The organism is Streptomyces sp. NPDC052023 (genome assembly GCF_044548465.1).
Taxonomy (GTDB): Bacteria; Actinomycetota; Actinomycetes; order Streptomycetales; family Streptomycetaceae; genus Streptomyces.
In genome coordinates this window covers 1-23,322 of the sequence record NZ_JBIUBW010000040.1, presented here as the reverse complement: position 1 = coordinate 23,322, position 23,322 = coordinate 1, and the positions used below count along the sequence as shown (strand labels likewise).

Here is a 23,322-nt window from a genome sequence, read left to right as displayed (position 1 = left end):
CGCCGCCGTCGAACAGAGCGGCAAGGGCGACCTCGCCGCACTCCTCGCCGGCGGCGACACCTGGACCGTCGTCGGCTGAACCCCGCGACAGACGCGAGGAGAACCCCCGGCCGCAGCGCACACGCGGCCGGGGCGGCTCTGCTGGGGCCGATGCGGAAGACCGGCGCTCGTTACTGCCCGGAACGCAACGCGTCGAATCGCATGAATCCCGTGAAGCGCGACGCGAACGAGGGGGAGACCTCGTCGTCGAGCGAACCCCGCACGCCCGCCGCCACCTCGGCATCGGGTTCTCCGAACACCTCGAAGCGTTCCACCCGGCAGTGCTTCATCACTTCCCGGATGTACGGTTCGGACATCTTCCAGTGCGCTCGGACCGAATCGGAGTCGCGGTACAGCTGGAAGCTGTGCGCGAGCAGCTTCTGCTCGTCGATGAACACCTCCACCATGACCTGTGGACCGTGCTGTTCCACGAACCGCACCGCCCGGTCGGTGGCTTCCCGATAGGCGTCGAGATGCCCTTCGGTGATGCGCATGGTGTTGCGGAAGAGGAGAATTCCGCTGTCCGGTGCGTCCATGTCATCCACGCTTTCAGCCTCCACGGCGATTGCTCTTCGGACCACGACATTCCACCACGTTCCCCGGTCTCCGCCCGGAGACTCGCCCCACAAGTGACAAAGTGCGCGGCGCTGTTCGGGCGGCTCCGCCACGAGGGCGGCAGAGTCGAGGAATCCGCTGTTGGGAAGGACGGGGGTCCGATGCTCTATCGGAATGCTCATGAACTGGTGCTGGACAGTGTCTTCCTGGATCTGGACGGATTCTTTCCGCACATCGATCTGAAGTTGAAAATCGAAGGCCTCAATCCAGCCGGCTCCATCAAGATCAAGGCCGCGATCGGTCTCATCGAGGACGCGGAGCGCAAGGGCCGGCTGCGGCCCGGAGGGCGGGTCATCGAGTCGTCCTCCGGAAACCTCGGCATCGCGCTCAGCTCGGTCTGCGCCGCCCGTGGTTACGCCTTCACCTGTGTCGTCGACCCCAACACCTCCCGCCAGAGCGTCGGCCTGATGGAGGCGTTCGGCGCGGACGTCGTGGTGGTCACCGAACGCGACGCCAACGGGGGGTACTTGCAGACCCGGATCGACTACATCCACCAGCGGCTCCGTGAGGACGCCTCGCTGGTGTGGCCGAACCAGTACGCCAACCCCGCCAATCCGCGCGCCCATTACGAGCGCACCGCGGCCGCCATCGCCCGGCAGGGCTGGACGGTCGACCACCTGTACATCGGCGCCGGCACCACCGGAACGCTCATGGGGTGCACCGACTACTTCCGCGAGCACTCCCCGCACACCCGGATCGTCGCCGTCGACTCGGTGGGTTCGGTGACGTTCGGCGCGCCGCCCGGAAAGCGGCACATCCCCGGGCTCGGCACCAGCCGGCGCCCCGAGATCTTCCGCTCGGGACGGGTCGACGAGGCCATCCTGGTCCCGGAGTTCGAGGCCGTGCGGATGTGCCGCCGGCTCGCCGCCGAACGCGGCATCGCCCTGGGCGGCTCGACCGGTTCGGTACTGGCCGCCGTCGAGCGCACCGGCGACCGCCTGGAGCCGGGCAGCCTGGTCGTCGCCATCGCTCCCGACAACGGCGACCGCTACCTCGACACGATCTACGACGACGTATGGGTCTACGAGCGGTTCGGCCGGCTCGACTCGTACCCGAGCCTCTCCCGCACCGGCACCGCCGGTGACAACGACCACGGGCGCACCGCCGCCTTCGCAGCGAAGGGATAGAACCATGTTCGAGTTCAGCGTCATCGGCGGAAAGACCGCCCGCGACATCATCGGCCGCAGCAGGAAGCAGATCGTGGAGGAGGTGCGGGCCACCTACCTCGCGCACGAGGACGGCGACTCGGTCAACCCCAACAGCTACTTCCTGCGCTTCCCCGACAAGCCCGACAGCCGGATCATCGCCCTGCCCGCCTATCTCGGCGGCGAGTACGACGTGGCCGGCATCAAGTGGATCAGCAGCTTCCCCGGCAACATCGAGAACAAGGTGCCCCGCGCCTCCGCGGCCCTGCTCCTCAACGACTACGCGACCGGGTACCCGTTCGCATGCCTGGAGGCCTCCCAGATCAGCGCGGCCCGCACCGCCGCCTCGGCGGTCCTGGCGGCCGAGGAGCTCACCGGCAGGCGCACCGCGGCGCGCGTGACGGTCGTCGGCGCCGGCATCATCGCCCGCAACATCCTGGAGTTCTTCAAGGCCCAGGAGTGGGACTTCGGCGACCTCGTCATCCACGACCAGGTCCCCGCCTACGCGCAGGCCTTCACCGAGTACGCCACCGCAGAACTCGGCTACGCGGCGCACATCGAGGCGGACCTGCGGACGGCGGTGCGAGGTGCGGACCTGGTCGTGTTCGCCACCACCGCCGGCGAGCCCTACGTGCTGGACGAGGACTTCTTCACCCCCGGCCAGACCGTCCTGAACATCTCGCTGCGCGACATCGGCCCCGAGATCGTCGTCGGCGCGCAGAACATACTCGACGACATCGGCCACTGCATGACCGCCAACACCTCGCCGCACCTCGCGGAGCAGAAGTACGGTCACCGCGACTTCGTCGACGGCACCTTGGCCCAGGTCATCCGCGGCCAGGTCGAGATCGCCACCGACCGCCCGGTGATCTTCTCGCCGTTCGGCCTCGGCGTCCTCGATCTCGCGGTCGGCAGCCTGGTCCACCGCAGCGCGCGGGAGTCCGGCGAGGCCGTCGAGATCCCGGACTTCTTCGGCGAAACCCGGCGGTGGTAGCCGTGAACCCCACGCACACCTCGCGCACCGCCCCGTGGCGCCCGCATGCCACGTCACCCGCCCTCAGCGTCTGTGTCGTCGGACTCGGCTCCCGCGGCGTCGGCGTCGTCGAGCGCCTCGTCACCCTGGCCTCGCGCCCGGAAGCGGAGCAGCGCCCCGTCACGGTCGACCTCGTCGACCCGGCCTGCGACGGCACCGGCCTGCACACCCTGGACCAGCCCGACTACCTGCTGCTCAACACCGTGTGCAGCCAGGTGTCGCTGTTCCCCGAGGAGGCGACCGTGGGCCCCGCCCTCGCAGACCACGGGCCCAGCCTGTACGCATGGGTGCGCGAGCGCGGCCTCCGCCTCGCCGGGGACGGCTTCACGCTGGGGGACGAGGGCCGCGAGATACGCCCCGACGACTACCTGCCACGCCGCATCCTGGGGGAGTACCTGTCCTGGTTCCTGCAACGCACCCTGGACCGGGCACCCTCCCACCTCAACATCCGCCTGCACCCGGCGACGGCCGTCTCCCTCACCGAAGGCGACACCGACGACCTGAGGGTCGTCACCCTCGACAACGGGACGGTGCTGCGCAGCCGGTACGTCTTCCTCACCACCGGCCACACCCCGCTGCCGGCGGCCCCGCAGGCGCCCGGGGAGCACCGCAGGATCCGCTCGCCCTACCCGCCGGCGGAGCAGTTCGCGGGGGTGGGGCCGGAGCACACCGTCGCGCTGGCCGGTACCGGCCTGTCGGGCATGGACGCCCTGGCCGCACTCACCCTGGGCAGGGGCGGACGCCACACTCCGCAGGGCGTGTACGTACCGAGCGGGCGCGAACCGCGGATCGTCCTGTTCTCCCGCACCGGACTGCCGTTCCGGGCCCGCCCCGCCGCCGACCGCGACGGCGCGTTCCCGCCGCTGGTCCTCACCGAGGAGAACGTCGACCGGCTCCGGGCCGGCTCCACCGACGGCACCCTGAGCCTGCACGGCGACCTCGTACCGCTCGTGTGCGCCGAGATGCGCGTGGCGTTCCACCGTCGCTGCGCCGCCCTCGACGGCGACACGGCCGCACGCGCCACCGAAGAGGCGCTGCGGACCGCCGCCCGCGAGCACACCCTGGACGCCACGCTGGACCGCCTGGACGCCGAACACCGCCGGACACACGGCCAGTTCGTGCCCGAACGGATCCTGTTCCCCGCCCTGCGGACTCCGGCGGACAGCGCGGACTACCGTGACCAGTACACCGCCGCGCTGCGGGCCGACCTCGCCGAGGCCGCCAAGGGCCTGGGCGCCAGTCCCCTCAAGTCCGCCCTCGAGGTGCTGCGCGACCAGCGGGACGTCCTGCGCCACGCCGTCGACTTCGGCGGCCTGGACGAGAAGTCGCACGACGAGTTCTACGGGGCCTTCACCGCGGTGCTCAACCGTGCCGTGACCGGCCCGCAACGGGAGCGGCACGGCGAGCTCCTCGCCCTGATCCACGCCGGAGTGGTGGAGGTCCCCCTGGGACCGGAACCCGAGGTGACCTGGGACGAGAGCGCCGGCGCCTGGCGCCTGTCCTCGACCCGCCTCACCCAGCGGTACACCACCCACGCCGACTGGCTGTGCCACGCCACCTCGGGCCAGCCCGACGTGGACCACACCGGCAGCGCCCTGCTCACCCAGCTGCGTGACAGCGGCCGCATCCGCCGCCACCGCGCCCGGGCGAGCAGCAGCCGCGGCGTGGACATCACCCCGGAGCAGCACCCCGTGGGCCGCGACGGCACCGTGGACCGGCGTGTATGGATCCTCGGCCCGCTCTGCGAGGGAGCCACGTTCTACAACCACTACGTCCCCTCGCCCGGCGGCATCTCACGCGCCCTGCTGGACGCGGACCGCTGCGTGCGGGCCCTGCTCGACACCGCCGCCCCCGGGTACCCACCGCACACCACCACCGAGGCCCCCCTGTGAACGCCTTCCTCGCCACCCTGCCCATCCTGACCACCCTCGGCCTGCTCGCCGTCAGGGTCCGCGCCCTGTACGCGGCCCTGGCGGCACTGGGCGCCGCAGCCGTCCTGACCGCCACCGCGTTCCGGACCCCCCTGGCCGAGCTGGGCGAGGCGCAACTGCACATGCTGCCCACGCTCGTCGAGCTCGCGGGAATCCTGTTCGGCGGCATCCTGCTCAGCGAGCTGATGTCCCGCACCGGAGCCCAGAGCCGCCTCGGCAGCCGCCTCGGCGGGGCGTGCAGCACACGCAGCCGTGCCGTGATGCTCATCGTCTTCGGCGTCACCCCCTTCGCCGAGTCGCTCACCGGCTTCGGCATCGGCGTCGTCGTCGCCATCCCGCTGCTGCGCCAACTCGGCCTCACTCCCGCCAAGGCCGCCGTGGTGGGACTGCTGGGCCTGGTCACGGTGCCGTGGGGCTCCCTCGCCCCCGGCACCCTGGTGTCCGCGGAGCTCGGCGGAGTCGACTTCCAGGAGCTCGGTGTCGTCTCGGCCCTGCTGTCCGCTCCCGTCTTCCTGATCTGCGGCGCCGCGGCCCTCGCCGTCGCCTCCGGCCCGCGCCGGGTGCTCTCCTCCGGCGGCGAACTACTGCTTGCCACGGGCACCTTGTGGCTCACGGTCTGGGCGGTCAACACCTATGTCGGCGTCCCGCTCGCCGGCGTCCTCGGCGGCCTCGCCACCATCGCCGTGCTGCTGCTCGTGTCCCGCGTCGGGGGACCCCCCGCCACCGGCGGCACACCCCCCGAGCCGGTCGGCCGGGCCCTGGCCCCGTACGCCTTCCTCGTCGCCGGCCTGCTCCTCGGGCGGGTCGCCCTGATGGCGGCCGGTATCGAGGAAGGCTGGTGGACCGTGATCGCGGGACCCGCCGGCTGGTTGCTGCTCACCTGCGCCTTCACTCCGCGCCTGCTCGGCACCCGGGACGCCGTCCTGTCCGCCGCGGTCCGCACCGCCACCCTCCGCTGGTGGCAGGTCACCCTCACCACCGCGCTCTTCCTGATCCTCGGCACCCTGCTGACGGTCACCGGCATGAGCCGTGAGATCGCCGAAGCCTGCGCCTCCCTCGGCTCCGCCTACCTCCTGCTCGCCCCTTGGATCGGCGCGGCCGGCGGCTTCCTGGCCGGCTCCAACACCGGCGCCAACGCCATGTTCGCCGCCAGCCAGGGCGCCACCGCCCACGCCCTCGGGTACCCGGCGCTGCAGCTCGTCGGCATCCAGAACGTCAGCGCCGCCCTGGCCTCCGGGGGCTCGGTGGCCCGCATCGTCCTGGCCGCCGAGCTCGCGACCAGCTCCCCGGGCCCCGCACGACCCGACCGGCGGGCCGCACCGGCGAGCGGCCGCGCGACCCCCGCCACCACGGGCACCACCGTCGTCGTGGAAGCCCCCGCGATCAGCACGCACACCGACCCGGCCGCCGTGGACACCGGGCGGGTGCTGCGCACCGTGCTCTCCGTCCACGCCGCGGTGTTCCTGGTCCTCGGCGTCATCGCCCTGCTGTGGCGCTGACCGACCACCACCGCCGAGCCGCCCGTCTCCGCCCAGAAAGGCACCCCATGTCCAGGCCCCTCGTCCTGATAGCCGACCGGCTGTCGCCCGCCACCTTGGACGCACTCGGCACCGGCGTCGAGGTCCGCCACTGCGACGGCACCGACCGCGCCGCACTCCTGGCCGCCGTCGCCGACGCCGACGCGCTCCTGATCCGCAGCAGCACGCAGGCGGACGCCGAGGTGATCGGCGCCGCCCGCCGCCTGAAGGTCATCGGGCGCGCCGGCGTCGGCCTCGACAACGTCGACATCCCCGCCGCCACGGCCGCCGGCGTGCTGGTGGTGAACGCACCGGCCGCGAACGTCGTCAGCGCCGCCGAGATGACCTGCGCCCTCATCCTGGCCGTCGCCCGCAACCTGCCCCAGGCCGACGGCGCGCTGCGCGGGGGCTCCTGGCAGCGCGGCCGGTTCACCGGCACCGAGCTCGCCGGCAAGACCCTCGGCATCGTGGGCCTCGGCCGCATCGGCCGTCTGGTGGCCACCCGCATGCGGGCCTTCGACATGAACGTCCTCGCCCACGACCCCTATGTGCCGGACGCGGACGGCACGGTGCCCCTGGTCACCCTGGACGAACTCCTGGAGCGGTCCGACTTCGTGACGGTCCACCTGCCGAGGACGCCCGAGACCACGGGCCTGATCGGCGCGGCGGAGCTGGGCCGGGCCAGGCCCGGCGCCTACTTCGTCAACGTCGCGCGCGGGGGCATCGTCGACGAGGCGGCCCTGCACACCGCGGTGACCACCGGGCAGATCGCGGGCGCCGCCCTCGACGTCTACGCCGACGAACCCTGCACCGACTCGCCGCTGCTGGGCCTCGACAACGTCATCACCACGCCCCACCTCGGCGCGAGCACCGCGGAGGCCCAGGAGAGGGCGGGCACCACCGTCGCCGCCTCCGTGCTGCGCGCCCTCGCCGGTCAGCCGGTTCCCGACGCGGCGAACAGCCCCGCCCGCATCCTCGACGACCTGCTGCCGCGCCCCCTGACCGCGGCGGCCGCCCACTGATCCGCGTGCCCGGGCCCGGGGCGGCCCCCGGCCCCGGGCCCACCCTCACCGGCCCCCGCCTGGAGCATTCCCACCCGGCCGACTCCGCCCGTCGCCGTTAGCGTGCTGTGCAGGATGTTGCGTCGGCGAGGACGGGGAAGCACACCATGGCCACTGACGACGGGCACGACGTAGCCCGCTCCCTCGCCGCGGCCGGGCGGCTGCCCGACGATCACGTGATCGTCATCTGCGGGGCCACCGGCGACCTCGCGCGGCGCAAGCTGCTGCCCGGGCTGTTCCATCTGGCCAAGGCCGGCCTGCTGCCCGCCCGGTACCGCATCGTCGGTACGGCACCCGCCGCCGGCGCTCCCGGCGAAGCGGAGTTCCGCGAGCACGCCCGGCAGGCCGTCGCCCAGTTCGGCCGGGCGGCACCCGAAGGGGACCAGTGGCAGGCGTTCGAGGACGCACTGTCCTTCGGCGCCGCCGACCCCGGCGACACGGCCCCGCTCCAGGCCGCCGTACGGGAGGCCGAGCGTGCTGTCGGCGGCAGCCCCCGGCGGCTGTTCCATCTGGCCGTGCCGCCGGCCGCCTTCGGCTCCGTCGTCACGATGCTCGGCGCGTCGGGGCTGTCGGACGGGGCCCGGGTCATCGTGGAGAAGCCGTTCGGCACCGACCTCGCCTCGGCCCGCACCCTGAACGACACCCTGCACGCCGTCTTCGACGAGTCACGGGTGTTCCGCATCGACCACTTCCTGGGCAAGGAGTCCGTCGACAACATCCTGGCCCTGCGCTTCGCCAACGGGATGTTCGAGCCGGTCTGGAACCGCGATCACATCAGCCATGTCCAGATCGACGTGCCGGAGAGCATCGACATCCAGGGCCGCGCCCGGTTCTTCGAGGGCACCGGCACCTTCCGGGACATGATCGTCACCCACCTCTTCCAGCTGCTCGGCTTCGTTGCGATGGAACCCCCGGCGGCGCTCGACGCGCGCTCCCTGCGGGAGGAGAAGAACAAGGTCTTCCGCAGTCTGCGCCTTCTGGACCCGGCACATGTGGTGCGCGGCCAGTACGAGGGCTACCGCGGCGAGCAGGGAGTGGCCCCCGCGTCCGACACCGAGACCTTCGCCGCGCTCCGCGTCGAGATCGACAACTGGCGCTGGGCCGGGGTGCCCTTCTACCTCCGTTCGGGCAAGGCGCTGGCCGAGGGACGGCACATGGTCACCCTCACCTTCCGGCAGCCCCCCCTGCGCATGTTCCCGGCGGCCGCCCACGGCGGCGCCGCCACCGGCTGCGACTCGCTCGCGATCGACTTCGACGACCCCGGCAGCATCACCGCGCGTTTCCTGGCGAAGGAACCCGGACCCGAGATGCGGCTGGGACAGACCGAGATGGTCTTCGACTACGCCGGTTCCTTCGTCCAGGACCACGCCCTTGAGGCCTACGAGCACCTCATCCTGGAGGCCATGCTGGGCGACCAGTCCCTGTTCACCAGCGCGGAGGGCATCGACCGCCTGTGGGAGGTCGCCGAGCCCCTGCTGAAGGACCCGCCGCCGGTCGAACCGTATCCCAGGGGGTCCTGGGGGCCGGAGAGCGTCCACCGGCTCGTCCGGCCCCACCAGTGGTACCTGCCGGACGGGCGGTGAGTCGTGCTGGGCCTCCCCGATCACATCCGGGCCTGTCTGTTCGACCTCGACGGTGTGCTGACACAGACCGCCAAGGTCCACGCCGCCGCCTGGAAGGAGACCTTCGACGCGTTCCTGCGCCGGCGCGCCGACCTGGCGGGCGGCACCTACGTGCCCTTCGACGCCGGCCAGGACTACGACGACTACGTGGACGGCCGCCCCCGCGAGGACGGGGTCCGCACCTTTCTCGCCTCGCGCGGCATCGAACTGCCCGAGGGGGCACCCGACGACGGGCCGGACCGCCAGACCGTGCACGGCGTGGGCAACCGCAAGAACGAGCTGGTGCTCCGCATGATCCGCGAGCAGGGGGTCGAGCCGTACGAGGGCTCGGTCGCCTTTCTGCGGGCTGCCCGGGACGCCGGTCTGCGGCGCGCCGTCGTCTCCTCCAGCGCCAACTGCCGTGACGTGCTGGTCGCCGCAGGAATCGAGGACCTCCTGGAGGAGCGCGTGGACGGCATCACCCGGCGCGAGCAGGGGCTGCGGGGCAAGCCCGCCCCCGACACCTATCTCGCCGGTGCCCGCCTGCTCGGCGTCGAACCCGCCGCGGCGGCCGTGTTCGAGGACGCCCTGGCGGGCGTGGAGGCGGGACACGCCGGTCACTTCGGTGTCGTCGTCGGTGTCGACCGGGTCGGCCAGGCTGCGGAACTGCGCCGGCACGGGGCGGACCTCGTCGTGACCGACCTCGCCCAGCTGCTGGAGGAACCGCGGTGATCACCCATCCGGCCTTCGGCTGCGAGCCCTGGTCCCTGCGCGAGACCGAACTGAGCCTCGACGTCCTCGCCCAGAGCGAGTCCGTGTTCGCCCTGGCCAACGGCCATGTCGGCTGGCGCGGCAACCTCGACGAGGGCGAACCGCACGGGCTGCCCGGCGCGTACCTGAACGGCGTCCACGAGGTGCACCCCCTGCCGTACGGCGAGGGCGGCTACGGCTATCCCGAGTCCGGCGAGACCGCCGTCAACGTCACCGACGGCAAGATCATCCGCCTGCTGGTCGACGACGAGCCGTTCGACCTGCGCTACGGCGAACTCGTCCACCATGAGCGCGTGCTGGACTTCCGGACCGGTCTGCTGAGCAGGACCGCCGAATGGATCAGCCCCGCCGGGACGGCGGCCCGTGTCGTCTCCCGCCGCCTGGTGTCCTTCACCCAGCGGGCGATCGCCGCGGTGGAGTACCTGGTGGAGCCGCTCGACACGCCGATCACCGTGGCCGTCCAGTCGGAACTGGTCGCCAACGAACAGCTTCCCCGCACCTCTGGCGACCCCCGGGTCGCCGCCGTGATCGACACACCGCTGCGCGCGGAGGAGGACTTCGCCCGGGGCACCCGGCTGCGCCTGCTGCACTGCACCGGTCACAGCGGACAGCGGGTGGGCGTCGCGGCCGACCACCTCGTGCAGGGGCCCGAGGGCACGTGCTGGTCGGCCGAGAGCGAGCCCGACGTCAGCCGACTCACCGTCACCGCCACGCTGGCCCCCGGGCAGCGGCTCAGGCTCGTCAAGTTCGTGGCGCACGGCTGGTCGGCCGAGCGGTCGCTGCCCGCCGTCCGCGACCAGGTGGAGGGCGCGGTCGCGACCGCCCGCAGCTCCGGCTGGGAGGGCCTGCTCGCCGAACAGCGGGAGTACCTCGACGACTTCTGGTCCCGGGCGGATGTCGAGGTGGACGGCGACGAGCAGATCCAGCAGGCCGTACGCTTCGCGCTGTTCCACGTGCTGCAGGCGGCGGCGCGCGCCGAGCGCCGTGCCGTACCGGCCAAGGGCTTGACGGGCACGGGCTACGACGGGCACGCGTTCTGGGACTCGGAGTCGTTCGTGTTTCCCGTCCTGACCTTCACGGCTCCGCACGCCGTGGCCGCGGCCCTGCGCTGGCGGCACGAGACCCTGCCCGCGGCGCTGGAGCGGGCCCGCACGCTCGGTCTGGAGGGGGCTGCGTTCCCCTGGCGGACCATCAACGGCGCGGAGTGCTCCGCCTACTGGCCCGCCGGCACGGCCGCCTTCCACGTCGACGCCGACATCGCCCACGCGGTGGTCCGGTACGTGGCCGCCACGGGGGACGAGCAGTTCGTGCGTGGACCGGGCCTGGAGCTCCTCGTGCACACCGCCCGCCTGTGGCACTCACTGGGCCGCCGGGACGCCGGGGGCGTCTTCCACATCGACGGGGTCACGGGGCCGGACGAGTACAGCGCCATCGCCCGCGACAACCTCTACACCAACTTGATGGCCCGCCGGAACCTGTGGGCGGCCGCGGCCTGCGTGCGGCGGTTCCCGGACGAGGCGGCGGAACTGGGCGCCTCGGCCGAGGAGGCCGCCGCCTGGCAGGACGCCGCGGACCGCATGGCCGTGCCGTACAACGAACAGCTCGGCGTGCACGAGCAGTCGGCCGGGTTCACCACCCTTGAGCGCTGGGACTTCGAGGCGACGGAGCCGGAGAAGTACCCGCTGCTGCTGCACTTCCCCTATTTCGACCTGTACCGCAAACAGGTCGTCAAGCAGGCCGATCTCGTCCTGGCCATGTTCACCTGCCCCGACGCCTTCACCGCGGAGGAGAAGGCCCGCAACTTCGCCTATTACGAGGCCCTCACCGTCCGGGACTCCTCCCTCTCCGCCTGCTGCCAGGCCGTCCTGGCCGCGGAGACCGGGCACCTCCGGCTCGCCTGGGACTACGTGGGGGAGGCGGCCCTGATGGACCTTCAGGACCTGGAGCACAACACCCGGGACGGGCTGCACATCGCCTCCCTCGCGGGGACCTGGGTCGCGCTGGTCGTGGGTCTGGGTGGCATGCGCCAGTACGGCGGTGCCGGCGCCGGCGAGCCGATGGTCGGGTTCGCACCCCGCCTCCCGGAGCAGCTGACCCGGCTCGCCTTCACCGTGCTGATCCGGGGCCGCGGGCTGCGCGTCGAGATCGGCCGGGACACGGCACGCTACGTCCTGCTGGAGGGCGAGCCCCTGGAACTGCTGCACCACGGCGAACGGCTCACCGTCACGGCCGCCGAGCCGTCCACGCGTGCCGTCCCGCCCGCCCCCTCACGACCGGAGCCCGAGCAGCCCCGCGGCCGCGAGCCGCTGCGCCGCGGGCCGACCGGTCCGGGAGAGGCCGGCAGCGCCTGAGTCATCGCGGATTCAACCCAGTTGCTACCCCGTGGACGCCCCCGTACGTCACACTGCTGGCGAGGGGAACACCCGTACGTAGGGGGCCGGGGCATGGGCATGTCCGGGTGGAGACGAGCCGTTGCCGCAGCGGCCGGAACGCTGCTGCTGGCCTGACAAGGGGGTTCGTGCTCCCGGAGGCGACGGCAACTTCACCGGCGTCGCCCGGCGCGTCGCCGGGCGTCCGGACGACGCGGTCCTGTTCGCGGGCATCCGCCCCGACCGCGCCGCCGCCTGCGCCCGCGCCCTGCGGGACGCCGGCCACCGGGGCGCCCGCGTCACGGGCGAACACGTGGCCGCCGGGCGCTTCCTCACCGAGGCCGAGGGCTGGATGGTCGGCACCGGGTACACCGACGCCGCCGTCGATTCCCGCACCAGAGCCTTCGCAGCCGCCCACCGCGACCGCCACGGCGCCGCGCCGGCGCCGACGGCCGCTCGGCCCTCCGCTCGGAACTGCTGCGCCGCCCCTGGCAGGGCATCACCCGCCGCGTCAGCTTCGACGCTGGTGGCCAGTACTTTCGAGGCCGCCGAGGACGGCGGCGCGTTCCTGTACCGCGTGCACGACGGCAGGGCCCGCTTCGTTCTCCCGCGCGGACGACATCGGCGGGAGGGCGTGACGGGGGCGCCGAAGGCAGTCCCGATCCGGAGCGGGAAACGTCCGGAGAGGCCCCACGCCTCCCAGCACTGCGGCGCCGACCAGGTCACCGTCGTCGGCCGCGGCCGCATCGGGGCAGGACCCCGATGCGGCAGGCTGGTGGTTACTTGATGTGGACGAGGCCGTCGGTGGTGATGGTGGGTCGGCCGCTGGTTCCGGCCACGACGATCTTGACGGTGTGCTTGGCGCTGCTGGACCAGGTCTTGGTCCAGATCGCCTGTCGGTAGAGCGTGGTGGACGACTTCAGGTCGACCGTGCTGACCTTGACGCCGTCGACGTAGACGTGGGCCTGGCCGGAGGTGGAGGCTCGGGAGACCACCCATGAGGCGGAGCGGCCGGTGAAGGTCCAGGTGAGGGCGGCGCCCTTGGAGCCACTGGAGTAGGACTTGCCGCCCAGGTAGCTGGTGGAGGACCGGGTCGTCCAGCTACCGGACTTGACAGCTGAGGTCTCCTGGAGGATCACCGGTGTGTAGGGGGCGGAGGCGGTGCGGTAGTTGCCGGCGTAGTCGAAGGCCTGCATCGACCAGGTGGCGGCCGTACCGGAGTTGGCGGTGCGGTGGGAGGCGGTGGTGGCAGGCCCGAAGGTGGCGGCCGTCGGGGACACCAGCTTCACCTCGCGCAGCGCCTTGTCGTCGGCGGCCTTCCAGGTGAGGGTGACCGGAACAGCGGTGGTGTTGACCGTGCCGGTGCGCAGGGAGAGCTTCGGCGTGGTGGTGAAGGTCGGCGCGGTCGTCTCCGCAACGATGTTCAGCGCGGCGGTGGTCGACGTCTTGCCGGACTGGTGCACCGCCCGCACCGCGACGGTGTGGCTGCCCAGAGCCAGGGTCGTGTTCGCGGAGGTGGCCGTTGCGGAGGTGGTGGCGACGGCCTTCCCGTCGACCAGCACCTGGAAGTTCTTGATGAGCGAGGACGGGGTGGTGGCCGTCCACTTCACGCTGATGGCTCCCTTGGTGTAGTACGTCGAGCCGGACTGGCCCGCACCGCCGACCGAGGCCACCTTCAGGCCCTGAACGGGGCCGGCGGCCCAGTTGCGGATGGTCGGCAGCTGGGGGTAGAGGGAGTTGCCGGGGCACTCGGTGTTGAACGCGTCGCGGTGGCCGGAGATCCGGTTGAACGTGTACCTGGTCCCCGCGGTGAAGCTGGTGCCGGTGTAGTTCTTCTGGGTCGCTCCGGCGTCGAGCTGGACGGTGCCGGCGGGGTCGGCGCCGTACTGGCCGAGCTTCCAGGACGCCACGCGGGCGACGGAGGCCAGCGCGGCGTTCGAGGCGCCGATGGAGGTGTGCTCGCCGAGCACCGCGATGCCGGTGGACTCACGGTTCCAGCCGTAGGTGTGGGCGCCGAGCACCGGCAGGTCCACACCGCCCTTGCGGCCCTCGAAGACGGTGCCGCACTTGTCGACGATGAAGTTGTAGCCGACGTCGTTCCAGCCGCTGACCTTCGTGTGGTAGGCGTAGATGCCGCGCACGAGGGACGCCGACTCGGCGCAGGAGTAGTCGTTGGCGCCGGTGGTGTGGTGGACGAAGACGGCCTTCACGTCGGAGTTGTACTCGGACGGATCGGGGCTGAGCGACTCGTCCGCGCCCCAGCCGGCACGCGAGGTGATCGGCGGCCTGGGCACGGTCGACGGCGGCGCGGACGGCGTCGTGGCCGACGGGCTCGGGGACGCGCTCGCCGAAGTCGAGGGTGACGCCGATTCGGTGGGCGTCGCCGTGGCCGTGGTGTCGGTCGGCTCGGGGGAGGTGGGGTCGCTCGGTGCCGGGGGCGTCTCGGTCGGTCCGTCCGTCGGAGTCGCGGTCGGATCGTCGGCGGGACTGGTGGATTCGGTGGGAGTGGCCGGCGGGCTGCTCCCCTCGGCGACGAACGCGGCCGGTTCGGTCGCCCGCATCTCGGCGTCGGTCACCACACCGGGGTCGACCAGGTTGACCTTCAGCCCCTTGGGCAGCGCGCCCGTGGTGCCGTCCGCGTGCACGATCCGGGCCTCGACACCGTTCGAGGGGCCGACCCACAGGGGCTCGGACGCGCCGCGCATCCCGGCCTCGGGCTTCTCCGGCGGGTCGACGTTCACTTCCAGGTCCCGCCAGGCACTCCACTCACCGCTTTCCAGGCCACGCGTGCGGAGCTGCGCCGTCCCGTCGAGGCCCTTGAGTGCGCCCGTCCAGGAGACACCCACCAGAGAGAACTGCTCCGTGTCCGTACGCGGCAGCTCACGCTTGCCTCCCGCGGCTCCCTGCAGCGTGAGGTCGTAGACCTTCACCGGCCGCTTGGCCCGGCCCTGCGCACTGGGGTCCTTGGGGCTGGCAACGGCGTACGTCACCACGCCTGCGCCCCCTACGACCACGGCTGCGAGCGTCAGCCACGTGCGCCGTTTCAGGCTCAGTGGTCTGTACGCATGCGACGTGCGACGACTCACGATGTATCCACCCCACAGAAGGCCGGCAACGGCCACAGACGAAAAGTCACATGAGGCACACCCCTCACAGGACGGCCCGCACGACCCAGCGCACGCCGACCGATTGACATCACGCGAAAACAGACACCAGTGACACAGATCACTGAGAGGTTGTCCTGCCCGACGGTGCCCGAGCAGACGGTCCGGCGCGGGCGGAAGGCCCCGTTGATCCTGTCGCACGACAGCGCCGGGGCCAGGCCGTTCGCGCGAGCGTCGGCGAGCGTTGCGGTGCGACCGGACCGCCTCCGGTGTGCGAGCCCCTCAGGCCTGAATACCCCCGCCGGTAGACGCTTCGTCAGCGCCTCGCGCCCACTTTCACGACGAAGGCCTACCTTGGCCGACTGGGTTCTTCCGCTGCTCCTTCGACTCCTCCTGCACCTTGGGCTCGTGCTTTCTCCCCTCGGGCGACTTGGCCGTCGGCGTGCGCGTCGACCGAGCCAGTACCCCGGCGCAGTACGAGGCCACTTCCGCGGGACCCCCTGCCGCTTCTCCAAGACGCTGCTGCATGGCGCTCTCGGCGGCGGCACCCTTGCGTACCCGCTTCTCGTACGCCTGGCAGTGAGCCAACTGATCCTTGGCCGTGACCGGTCGTCCGGGGGTGGTCTCGCCGCCCGACGCGGGTGGAGTGGATGGGTCGGCTCCGCTACCGGGTTCGGTCACATGCGGTGATGGAAGGGGCGTGGACACCGATGCCCGACTCGAAGGTGACGAAGAGGCTCCCTCGGAGGGCACGGGGAACCCTCCCGTCGCCACGGCCACTCCGCCCAACAGGAATCCGCCGACGAGAGCACAGGCGCCGACCTTGAACCAGCGCCTGCGTGGTGACCGCTCGACAGGACGCCAGTCATCGACCGGACGGGTGGGGAGGTCCACGGTCTGTTCGTCACGAGCCGCACGGAACGCGGCCAGAATGTGCTCAGGCGTTTCTGGGGCAGCGGATGCCGTGTGCGCGGCGGCGGCCAGGACGTCGTCCAGTGTCGCCGGCCGCCGATCCTCCCCGGGGCTCACAGCGTCTCCATCTCGCTCGGCGGTCATCTTGCATCTCCCAGCGGCTGGGAGCCGGAATCCGTCACATGCTCGCTGCTGGGTGCCGCGAGCTGTCCGGCGAGCCGTCTCAGGCCGCGGTGCACGGCGGAGCGGACTGCGCCGGGTCGTGTGCCCAGGACGCGCGCCGCGGAGGCTCCGTCGAGGCCGATCACAGTCTGGAGGAGTATGGCCTCTGCCTGCCGGCGAGGAAGCGTGGCGATCAACGCGAGGGCCCGCTCGGTGGCGAGCGTCTCGAATGCCTCGGAGGCGGTGTCCTGTCGAGCCGGATGGTCGACGAGGTCATTGTCCAGATAGGTGGCGCGAGGACGGCTCTTGAGCCGGCGGAGGTGATCGATGGCCCGGTGGCGCGCGATGCTTGCCGTCCAAGCCCGAAAACCGGCTCCGTCGCCGCGAAAACGGCTCAGGTCGCGCGCGATCTCCAGCCATGCGTCGGAAGCCACGTCCTCGGCGTCCTCGGCGACCATTCCACGCAGATACCTCAGCAGGGGCGGCTGAACAAGTTGGTACGCCCTCGAAAAGGCAGCCTCGTCACCGCTCTGCGCTCGCGTCACTGCCTCTCCGAGTTCCTCGTCGTACGCCTCTGGCTTGCGCCCGCGGTCCCCACCCTCTGCCACGCGTCCCTCTTCGTTCCACTGTCACGGCACCGGAGTGCCCACGTGCGTCCCCCGTCCATGCCAGCGCCAGCAGCGAACAGAACGTCACGCCCTGGCGGGTGCATGCCTGGTCGGTTGTGACGCGTTCGAGCAGCCTTTGGACCGTTGTGGGGGCTTGCTTCGGAAACCTCGCCGCGCGTGGGGCACGCCGTGCTCGGCAGAGCTTTGCGGCAATGAGGTGGCCGGTAACATCCGCGGGTCGTCACACCGGGGAGGGATCATGGCCGAGGGTCGTAAGGTCACCAGCAGCAGCGCGGAGAGCGCCACTGATGCCGCGGAGGAAGCGGCGGTGCGGCTGGTGTACCGCCCGCAGCCCGCCGATACATTGGCCGGTCTGCGGGTCCGGCAGCGGATCATGCGGTGGGGGCTGCTGCTGCGGAGCGTGTTCCTCACCTTGTGGGTGGGGCAATGGCTGGTGGGCACCGTGAACCGCGGAAGTGCCGACGTGGTCTCCACCGTGTTGTTCCTGCTCGTCGTCCTGGTGGTGGCCGGCTATCCGCGCCTGCAGGCCGCCCATGTCCAGCGGATCGTCGGATGGCAGGGCGAGTACCGCACCACTGTGTCCCCGGCCGGCATCACCACCAGCAGCGACCACAGCACCCTCATCCAGAAGTGGTCGGTCCTCCAGGGCTACCGGGAGACGCATGCCCACTTCGTCCTGCTCAGCCGGGATCCCAACATCATGTGCCTCGAAGTCCTGCCCAAGCACGGGCTGAGCACGGTCGACGACGTCGACCGGCTGCGTGCCCTCCTGGACCGGCACTCCACCCGCGTCTGACGTGTGAACACGGGGTCTTCGCCGTGATCAAGCCCGGCCGGCGCCGACAAGCCTCGTGATCGATACATCTGGCGCTTGGGCTGTTGAGCGATCCCGGACAGCGGATCTGCGTGGGCCGGCGAGAATCCGTGCAGACATTTGCTTTTCGCTCATTCAAAAAGGCCCCCGTCGACCGGCCGGATTCCTCCGCGGACAGGCGTGCAGCAACTCGCCATTCGGCGGTGAATGCGTCTGTCTTGGGATGGTACGTTAAGTCCGGATTAAACCTTATGTGACGTTGCTCTGAGTGGCAGAGGCCGATCAGGCAGTGTTCGCGCGGTCAATTCCCTCGCAACGTCGGTTGCGGAAGCCCTGGCGCAGGCCGGGATGCCCCCGAGGGAGCTCTCATGATCTACGACGGCCTTGAGGACACCGGCGACTCGCATTCGGCAACGGCCGGCACCGAGGCGCGGCTGGCGGAGGTGCTGGCGGGGGTGCTGCTTGTGGAGCGGGTGCCCGTCGAGGGTCACTTCTTCACGGATCTGGGTGCGGATTCGCTGGTGATGGCGCAGTTCTGTGCGCGGGTGCGGAAGCGGGACGATCTGCCCCCGGTGTCGATGAAGGACATCTACCGTCACTCCACGATCCAGAGTCTGGCGGCCTCGCTCTCGGACACCGCTTCGCCGGAGTCGGCGAGGCCGTCGCCGACTCCTCCGGCGCAGGCTGACGCCTCGGCCGGTGAATCGGAAACAGCGCCGACGGGTGCGTGGCACCACGTGCTGTGCGGCGCGATGCAGTTGCTGGTGTTCCTCGGCTTCACCTGCGCGGGTGCCGTGGCCGCCATCCGCGGCTACGAGTGGATCGAGGCCGCTTCAGGCGTGGCCGGCGCGTATCTGCGGGCCGTCCTCTTCGGAGCGGCCGGGTTCCTGGTGCTCTGTGCGCTGCCCGTCGTGGCCAAGTGGACGGTCATCGGCCGTTTCACCGCCCGCAGGGTCCCCGTGTGGAGCCTTGGCTATCTGCGTTTCTGGTGTGTCAGAACCCTCATACGCATCAGTCCGGTGCGCCTGTTCACGGGATCACCGCTGTACGTGGTGTTCCTGAGGGCTCTCGGCGCGCGCATCGGCGGAGGCGTCACGATCCTCACGCGCAACGTCCCTGTCTGCGCCGATCTGATCTCCATAGGCGAGGGCACGGTCGTCCGCAAGGACGTGTTCATGTCGGGCTATCGGGCGCATGACGGCTGGATCGAGACGGGCCCGGTCACGCTCGGCGCCGACGTGACGATCGGCGAGCAGACTGTCGTCGACATCGGGACGTCGATGGGCGACGGTGCCCAGCTGGGGCACGCTTCCTCGCTGCATTCCGGGCAGTCGGTGCCCGCCGGTGAGTCCTGGCACGGGACGCCGGCCCGGCCGACGAGCACCGATTTCCGGGCCGTCGAGCCTGCGCCGTGCGGAACCCTGCGCCGGTTCCTCTACGGACTGTGGGAACTGCTGGTCGTGCTGCTGGTGTACCTCCCGCTGACGCTGGCAGGCATCACGATGGTGCTGACCGCAGTGCCGCAGCTGAACGCGGTGGTGACGGCCGGACCGCTGACTTTCACGAGCTGGCAGTTCTTCCTCGAGGCGCTTCTCGCTTCGCAGATGGCCTTCCTCGGTGGTCTGCTCGCGCTGCTCGTCATGGTGAGCACGATGCCTCGCCTGCTGTCCATGGCGATAAAGCCGGGCAGGGTCTATCACCTGTGCGGCTTTCACCACAGCATCCAGCGGGCAGTCATGAGGCTGACCAACATCAGGTTCCTCGTCCTGCTGTTCGGCGACAGCTCAGCGATCGTGCACTATCTGCGGTCTGTCGGATACGACCTGCGCCGGGTGCGGCAGACAGGGTCGAACTTCGGCTCGCTCGTCAAACACGACACCCCGTACCTGACCCATGTGGGCACCGGCACCATGGTGGCCGACGGCCTGTCTGTCATCAACGCCGACTTCTCCAGCGCGTCCTTCCGGTACTCCGGGGCCGAGATCGGGACGAACAGCTTCCTCGGGAACAACATCGCCTATCCCGCTCGGGCCCGGATCGGCGACAACTGCCTGCTCGCGACGAAGGTCATGGTCCCCGTCGACGGGCCCGTCCGCGAGGGCGTCGGCCTGCTGGGCTCACCCAGCTTCGAGATCCCGCGGACCGTGTTCCGTGACAGTCGGTTCGACCACCTCGCCACGGGTGACGAGCTGCGCCGCCGGCTCGCCGCCAAGAACCGGCACAACGCGCTGACAGCCTGCTTGTTCCTGCTGATGCACTGGTTCCACTTCTTTGTGCTCGCGCTCGTCGCAATGGCCGCGGTCGACCTCTACCACCGCTTCGGTGCGGTGGTGTTCGCCGTGGCCGGTCTGGTCAGCGTGTCGTTCACCGTCGGCTTCTTCGCCTTGGTCGAGCGGTTCATCACCGCCCGGCAGCCGTTGAAGCCGCTGTACTGCTCGATCTACGACCCGTCCTTCTGGCGGCACGAGCGGTTCTGGAAGCTGACGACTCACCGGTACATGCAGGCCTTCAACGGCACCCCGTTCAAGGCCCTGATCTGGCGGCTGCTGGGCGTCAGGATCGGCCGCCGGGTCTTCGACGACGGCTGCTCGCTGATCGAGCGGACCCTCGTCAGCATCGGCGACGGATGCACCCTCAACGCCGGGACGGTCGTCCAGTGCCACTCCCAGGAGGACGGCGCCTTCAAGTCCGACCGGATCACCATCGGCGCGGGTGTGACCCTCGGGGTCGGCGCGTTCGTCCACTACGGGACCGTCGTGGGCGACCGGGCCGAACTCGCCGCCGATTCCTTCCTGATGAAGGGCGAGGAGGTGCCCGCCTGTGCGCAGTGGAGCGGCAACCCGGCCCAGGAGGCCGAGGCCGTCGACGGGCACGGGACCGAACGCGCTGTCCCTTCCGGGCAGCGCCCGGGCCGTATCCAGACCGAGAGCGTAACCGACTGAGGGACGCTCTGAATCGAGCCGCGACGCGTCGGCTGGTGTCCATGAACGTGGCCAAGCACGTGACCATTCCGTGTAGGGCACGCAAGGAAGGGCCTCCGGTCGGCAGAATTCTGCGGACTCCGGTGGGAAGACGTGGATCTGGGCGACGCCACGACGTCGAGAACGGCTACGTCGGGGCGGAGCGCGGGGCCCCGGGCGAGCGCGTGCGCGACGTTCTCGGCGTCCCCGACCACCGAGACGCCGGGTTCGGCATCCCGGAGGTCCGTCGGACCGCGGCGCACGACCTCGTGATCGTCGCGCAGGAAGACCCGGATCGGGTGCTCCTCGGTGAACATGCGCGGCTCGGTCATCTCGACTCCTCGTTCCCGGCACGCCGGCAGGGCGGACTGCGGACTGCCCGTGACAGCGAGCGAGACGCGCGAGGCCGGACGCACCAGGTGCCGATCGCTTTCAGCCGTGCCTGGTGGCCGCGGTGGGGCCGGTCGGTCCCTGCGGGGGACCTGTGGCCCTTCCAGGGCGATCGCTCGCGTAGGCACGCTTGAGCTATCAGCGGTTACTGGGGAGGTGGGGGACCATGACGCGCACGATCGTCGTCGGCCTCGACGGCTCGCCCGAGAGCCGGGGCGCCGCCGAGTGGGCTGCCCGTGAGGCGAAGCTGCGCGGCCTGCCGGTCAAGGTCCTCCACGTGTGGGAGCCGGTGCCGGAGCCCATGGCACAGGCTCCGCTGCTCGGCCCCGAGACCCAGCAGCACTGGAGCGACGAGATTGCCCGCGATTCTGCCGAGGGTCTCCGGCTGCGTCACCCCGGTGTCGAGGTGACCGCCGAGCATTGTGCCGGTCGCCCGAGCGAGGTGCTGTGCGAGGCCGCGAAGGGAGCCGAGTTGCTCGTCCTCGGCTCGCGTGGCCTGAGCGGGATCGGCGGGTTCCTGGTCGGCTCGGTCGGCCTGGCCGTTGTCGCGCACGCCGAGTGCCCCGTGGTCCTGGTCCGGGCCGGTGAGCAGGCGGCGGACGAGCACGAGACGGACCCGGCGGGCGTACCGTCGGCCGCGACGCGGTACCGGCCGGTCGTGCTCGGTATCGACATCGACAACCTCGATGCCTCGGTGATCGAGTTCGCCTTCGACGAGGCTGCCCGGCGTGACACCGGCCTTCGGGTCGTATCCGGCTGGCATCTGCCGCCGTACTTCGAAACCAACGGGCCGACCGTCGACCTGGAACGGTACGAGGAGTTGGTTCGCTCGAAGGCCGTAGCGCTCACCGAGGCATTGCTGGTGTGGCGGGAGAAGTGTCCCTCCGTCGACGTCGGTGAGGAGTCCCGTCCCGGAAGCCCCGCGGACCAGCTGATAGACGCCTCCCACAGGTCCTCGCTGGTTGTCGTCGGCCGACGGATCCGCCGCCACCCGTTCGGGATGCACATCGGTCCGGTCACGCATGCCGTGCTGCACCACGCCACGGCCCCCGTCGCCGTCGTCGCCCACGACTGACACACCACCCAAGAGGCGATGGTCCGGTCGACCAGCCGCGCGGCGTGCCAGGCACTTGCCGTGCCAGGGACTCGCAGCGGGAGCCGGTCACCGTGGGGAACGGCTTGGTCGCCGGGAGAGAGAAACCGGACAAAGCCGTTGTCGCCGAACTGACGGCATCGGTGCCGGCCATCGACGACGTGGTCGCTGGCGTCGACGACACCGAAGGGGGCTGAGCCGTGGTCGTCCATGGGGCGCGTGTCACCTCGTGTGGGCGATCAGGAAGTCGGCGCTGCCGGACAGCGTGGACAGCTGGGTCGTGTCCTCGTCCTCGATGCGCACGCCGGACCGTCCGCTGAGCAGCTCGACGAAGCTCAGGAAGTCCAGCGAGTCCATCTCGAGAGCGTCGCGGAACGCGTCGTCGGGCCCCAGCGCGGCGACATCCGCGTCGGGGACGACGTCGGTGATCGATGCCTTGACCATGTCCAGTGCTTCGGTTCGGTTCACAGCTGCTCCGGTTTCTGCAGATGGCGGGTGACCGCCGTGAGGTAGCGGGCACCGACGGCACCGTTCGTCGCCCGGTGGTCGGCCGAGAGTCTCGTGCGGCGGGCATGGTGCCACTGCTTGAGGGGAGCCGGCCACCGGGGAAGGCGGCAGAGCGTGACGGGGAAGGCGCACCGCGTCGAGGTCACCGGCTGACGGGTGGGGCAGTCTTCGGGCCACGTACCGGGTTCGGCAGGCCAGTGCCCGTTTCCTCCGTTCGAGGCCGAAGGCTCCGCCGGCGGCCTCGAGCGGTCGCGGTCCCGTGCGTCCCCTGCCGTCGGCTCCGACGGCCCCCTCAGGTGGCAGTGGTGGGAGACCGTCGGGCGTCGTCGGTGCGGTACGAAAGACGCTCGGAGACCCGGACCACCCCGTCGACGCTCCGGCAGAGTCGCTCGATGACGGGGATCAGACTTCTGAACTCGACCGAGCCGCTGAGGTCGACTCGCCCGTCGTGCACCTCGACCGTCACTTCCGAGGGAGCCAGTCTCATTGTGCGTCGCAGCACGTCCTCCGTGATCTCGTCGCGGATGGCGTCGTCGCGGCGCAGGAAGATCCGCAGCAGGTCGCCACGGCTGATGATGCCCAGGAGCCGGTCCGTCTCGTCCACGACGGGCAGCCGTTTGACGTGCTGGGCCTCCATCAGGCGGGCGGCCTCCACCACGCTCCACTCGG

Annotated in this window: 17 protein-coding genes and 2 pseudogenes; 13 read left to right on the top strand and 6 right to left on the bottom strand. The window is 71.0% G+C overall.

Features of this window, described 5'->3' with window-relative positions; translation table 11 throughout:
- Window positions 1-170: 170 nt before the first annotated feature.
- On the bottom strand, window positions 171-575 hold the full coding sequence (locus ACIHCM_RS37040; RefSeq protein ID WP_399906315.1) for a hypothetical protein: 405 nt from the start codon (window positions 573-575) through the stop codon (window positions 171-173).
- Window positions 576-755: 180 nt separating this feature from the next.
- Here ACIHCM_RS37040 and sbnA point away from each other — a divergent pair, with 180 nt between their 5' ends.
- The 9 genes and pseudogenes from sbnA to ACIHCM_RS36995 all read left to right on the top strand — a co-directional run bounded on the left by sbnA (window position 756) and on the right by ACIHCM_RS36995 (window position 12,869).
- Window positions 756-1,781 (top strand): 2,3-diaminopropionate biosynthesis protein SbnA, encoded by a 1,026-nt coding sequence (sbnA, locus tag ACIHCM_RS37035; protein WP_399906312.1) that lies wholly within the window; start codon window positions 756-758, stop codon window positions 1,779-1,781.
- A gap of 4 nt (window positions 1,782-1,785) precedes the next feature.
- Window positions 1,786-2,793, top strand: a complete 1,008-nt coding sequence (sbnB, locus tag ACIHCM_RS37030) for a 2,3-diaminopropionate biosynthesis protein SbnB (RefSeq protein WP_399906309.1) — start codon at window positions 1,786-1,788, stop codon at window positions 2,791-2,793.
- A gap of 2 nt (window positions 2,794-2,795) precedes the next feature.
- Window positions 2,796-4,724 (top strand): FAD/NAD(P)-binding protein, encoded by a 1,929-nt coding sequence (locus tag ACIHCM_RS37025; RefSeq protein WP_399906307.1) that lies wholly within the window; start codon window positions 2,796-2,798, stop codon window positions 4,722-4,724.
- Complete coding sequence (locus tag ACIHCM_RS37020) at window positions 4,721-6,262, top strand: L-lactate permease (RefSeq protein WP_399906304.1); 1,542 nt, start codon at window positions 4,721-4,723, stop codon at window positions 6,260-6,262. The genes ACIHCM_RS37025 and ACIHCM_RS37020 overlap by 4 nt, the downstream gene beginning before the upstream one ends.
- A gap of 47 nt (window positions 6,263-6,309) precedes the next feature.
- Window positions 6,310-7,272: pseudogene (locus ACIHCM_RS37015) on the top strand (hydroxyacid dehydrogenase); the annotation flags it as partial.
- A 176-nt stretch (window positions 7,273-7,448) separates the two neighbouring features.
- Window positions 7,449-8,924, top strand: coding sequence for a glucose-6-phosphate dehydrogenase (gene zwf, locus ACIHCM_RS37010; protein WP_399906301.1), 1,476 nt, complete (start codon window positions 7,449-7,451; stop codon window positions 8,922-8,924).
- A 3-nt stretch (window positions 8,925-8,927) separates the two neighbouring features.
- On the top strand, window positions 8,928-9,674 hold the full coding sequence (locus ACIHCM_RS37005) for a beta-phosphoglucomutase family hydrolase (protein WP_399906299.1): 747 nt from the start codon (window positions 8,928-8,930) through the stop codon (window positions 9,672-9,674).
- Window positions 9,671-12,064, top strand: a complete 2,394-nt coding sequence (locus tag ACIHCM_RS37000) for a glycoside hydrolase family 65 protein (protein WP_399906296.1) — start codon at window positions 9,671-9,673, stop codon at window positions 12,062-12,064. Before ACIHCM_RS37005 ends, ACIHCM_RS37000 begins: the two co-directional genes overlap by 4 nt.
- A 121-nt stretch (window positions 12,065-12,185) precedes the next feature.
- The gene (locus ACIHCM_RS36995; RefSeq protein ID WP_399906293.1) at window positions 12,186-12,869 is read left to right on the top strand and encodes a hypothetical protein; all 684 of its coding nucleotides are present in this window, start codon (window positions 12,186-12,188) and stop codon (window positions 12,867-12,869) included.
- Here ACIHCM_RS36995 and ACIHCM_RS36990 read toward each other — a convergent pair.
- On the bottom strand, window positions 12,862-15,129 hold the full coding sequence (locus tag ACIHCM_RS36990; RefSeq protein WP_399906318.1) for an N-acetylmuramoyl-L-alanine amidase: 2,268 nt from the start codon (window positions 15,127-15,129) through the stop codon (window positions 12,862-12,864). The genes ACIHCM_RS36995 and ACIHCM_RS36990 overlap by 8 nt on opposite strands.
- A gap of 1,109 nt (window positions 15,130-16,238) precedes the next feature.
- A complete protein-coding gene (locus ACIHCM_RS36985) occupies window positions 16,239-16,868 on the bottom strand; it encodes an RNA polymerase sigma factor (protein WP_399906290.1) in 630 nt (209 codons plus the stop codon).
- A gap of 259 nt (window positions 16,869-17,127) precedes the next feature.
- On the opposite strand from ACIHCM_RS36985, the gene ACIHCM_RS36980 reads away from it, so the two are divergent.
- Together ACIHCM_RS36980 and ACIHCM_RS36975 are read left to right on the top strand one after the other, a co-directional pair.
- Complete coding sequence (locus ACIHCM_RS36980) at window positions 17,128-17,685, top strand: YcxB family protein (protein WP_399906287.1); 558 nt, start codon at window positions 17,128-17,130, stop codon at window positions 17,683-17,685.
- Window positions 17,686-18,071: 386 nt separating this feature from the next.
- On the top strand, window positions 18,072-20,645 hold the full coding sequence (locus ACIHCM_RS36975) for a Pls/PosA family non-ribosomal peptide synthetase (RefSeq protein ID WP_399906284.1): 2,574 nt from the start codon (window positions 18,072-18,074) through the stop codon (window positions 20,643-20,645).
- Between the two features lie 152 nt (window positions 20,646-20,797).
- Here the strand turns inward: ACIHCM_RS36975 and ACIHCM_RS36970 are convergent.
- Window positions 20,798-20,995 (bottom strand): annotated as a pseudogene (locus ACIHCM_RS36970) (response regulator transcription factor); the annotation flags it as partial.
- Window positions 20,996-21,219: 224 nt separating this feature from the next.
- Here ACIHCM_RS36970 and ACIHCM_RS36965 point away from each other — a divergent pair.
- Together ACIHCM_RS36965 and ACIHCM_RS36960 are read left to right on the top strand one after the other, a co-directional pair.
- On the top strand, window positions 21,220-22,128 hold the full coding sequence (locus ACIHCM_RS36965) for a universal stress protein (protein ID WP_399906282.1): 909 nt from the start codon (window positions 21,220-21,222) through the stop codon (window positions 22,126-22,128).
- Between the two features lie 92 nt (window positions 22,129-22,220).
- Entirely contained in the window at window positions 22,221-22,343 is a 123-nt protein-coding gene (locus ACIHCM_RS36960) for a hypothetical protein (RefSeq protein ID WP_399906279.1), read from the top strand.
- Window positions 22,344-22,368: 25 nt separating this feature from the next.
- Here ACIHCM_RS36960 and ACIHCM_RS36955 read toward each other — a convergent pair whose 3' ends face one another.
- Together ACIHCM_RS36955 and ACIHCM_RS36950 are read right to left on the bottom strand one after the other, a co-directional pair.
- Window positions 22,369-22,614 (bottom strand): acyl carrier protein, encoded by a 246-nt coding sequence (locus tag ACIHCM_RS36955; protein WP_399906276.1) that lies wholly within the window; start codon window positions 22,612-22,614, stop codon window positions 22,369-22,371.
- Between the two features lie 331 nt (window positions 22,615-22,945).
- The coding region (locus tag ACIHCM_RS36950) for a CBS domain-containing protein (protein ID WP_399906273.1) at window positions 22,946-23,322 on the bottom strand (377 nt) is incomplete at its 5' end.

What these genes read in the sequence shown, in the direction of transcription:
- ACIHCM_RS37040 (WP_399906315.1), bottom strand. Translation starts at nt 575, where the DNA reads ATGGACGCACCGGACAGCGGAATTCTCCTCTTCCGCAACACCATGCGC.
- zwf (WP_399906301.1), top strand. Translation starts at nt 7,449, where the DNA reads ATGGCCACTGACGACGGGCACGACGTAGCCCGCTCCCTCGCCGCGGCC.
- sbnA (WP_399906312.1), top strand. Translation starts at nt 756, where the DNA reads ATGCTCTATCGGAATGCTCATGAACTGGTGCTGGACAGTGTCTTCCTG.
- ACIHCM_RS36980 (WP_399906287.1), top strand. Translation starts at nt 17,128, where the DNA reads ATGGCCGAGGGTCGTAAGGTCACCAGCAGCAGCGCGGAGAGCGCCACT.
- sbnB (WP_399906309.1), top strand. Translation starts at nt 1,786, where the DNA reads ATGTTCGAGTTCAGCGTCATCGGCGGAAAGACCGCCCGCGACATCATC.
- ACIHCM_RS36965 (WP_399906282.1), top strand. Translation starts at nt 21,220, where the DNA reads ATGACGCGCACGATCGTCGTCGGCCTCGACGGCTCGCCCGAGAGCCGG.
- ACIHCM_RS36975 (WP_399906284.1), top strand. Translation starts at nt 18,072, where the DNA reads ATGATCTACGACGGCCTTGAGGACACCGGCGACTCGCATTCGGCAACG.